The organism is Corallincola spongiicola (assembly GCF_004284785.1).
Classification (GTDB): domain Bacteria; phylum Pseudomonadota; class Gammaproteobacteria; order Enterobacterales; family Neiellaceae; genus Corallincola; species Corallincola holothuriorum.
The window spans coordinates 1-1,172 of sequence record NZ_SHLY01000014.1; the positions used below are offsets into that span (position 1 = coordinate 1).

Here is a 1,172-nt window from a genome sequence, read left to right on the forward strand (position 1 = left end):
AGGGGAGAGATACCATCTTGCTCGTCATGCCTCAAGCAGTGATTTTCACGCTGTTTGAGGCTGATACTCGCTCTGGTGCTTAAGCACGCCGAAGCAAATATGAGTCAGCTTGCGCATTGCCGCAGCGAGCGCCTGCATTTTTGTTTTACCGTTCTTTACCAGTCGGTCGTAGTGTTGCCGGATATCCGGGTTGACACTTTTAGCGACCACCGCAGCCATGTAGAGCTTGGCCCTCACATTTGCCGGACCCTGCTTGGTTAGCATGGTTCGTCCCTTCATCGTCCCCGACTCTCTCAGGCGAGGTATAAGGCCAAGGAATGCAGCAAGCTCTTTAGCGCTGCTGAAACACCGGCTGCCGATAACAGACAGCATCATGCGTGATACTACCGGCCCCACACCCGGAATGCTTTCCAGCAATGCTCGGTTCTTTTTGAGGTCCGGGTGATTATCAATGTGGTCATCGATTTCACTCAACAGACGCTTGCGCTCAGCTTCAAGCGCTTCCAGCATCGTTGTCAGTGATTCAATGACAATCTCCGATGCCTGTGTCAGCTCTGCGGCCTCCAGACGATTATTCTCACGCTGAAGGTCCTCATCCAGGGCTTCAAGGCGTGCTATCAACGCCTTAAGCTGGCGTATTTTCCTCGGCTCAGGCACCCACAAAGCCGGTTTGGCCTGCTCGCCGAACTTCGCCAGTATCACACTGTCTTTTTTATCGGTCTTATGAACATACCCCATCGACTCAGCAAACTTCTTAGGCCGTGCTGGGTTTACAACGCTGACCCGAAAACCTCGGTCGTACAACTGCAGAGCAACAGCTTCGTGATAAACGCCTGTGGCTTCCAATACCACATGGATCTCATCCGGCTGACTGCCAGTGTTCTTTACCAGCCAATCACCCAGGTGTCTGAATTCGTCAGGCTGATTCTTAAATATTTTGCACTTAACTTTGTTCTTTTGTGAATCCCGCAGCCAGCAACAATCGAGCTTGGCTTTACTTACATCGATCCCAACAGATTGCATAATTAACTCTTACTACCCTTGTCCATGCAGCATCACCGCTAAGCGGGCGCTTGGATACCATCCAGTGTTAGAGAAAAAGACTCAGGGCATCATCTCTCCCACAGTGTCAACGCACTCGGGTTAGGGACATACTCACTGAGCCTTGGTGG

The 1,172-nt window shown here is 51.4% G+C and carries 1 protein-coding gene; it reads right to left on the reverse strand.

The window, feature by feature from the left end:
- Positions 1–45: 45 nt before the first annotated feature.
- On the reverse strand, positions 46–1,023 hold the full coding sequence (locus tag EXY25_RS18695; RefSeq protein ID WP_130567974.1) for an IS110 family RNA-guided transposase: 978 nt from the start codon (positions 1,021–1,023) through the stop codon (positions 46–48).
- Between the last annotated feature and the right edge of the window lie 149 nt (positions 1,024–1,172).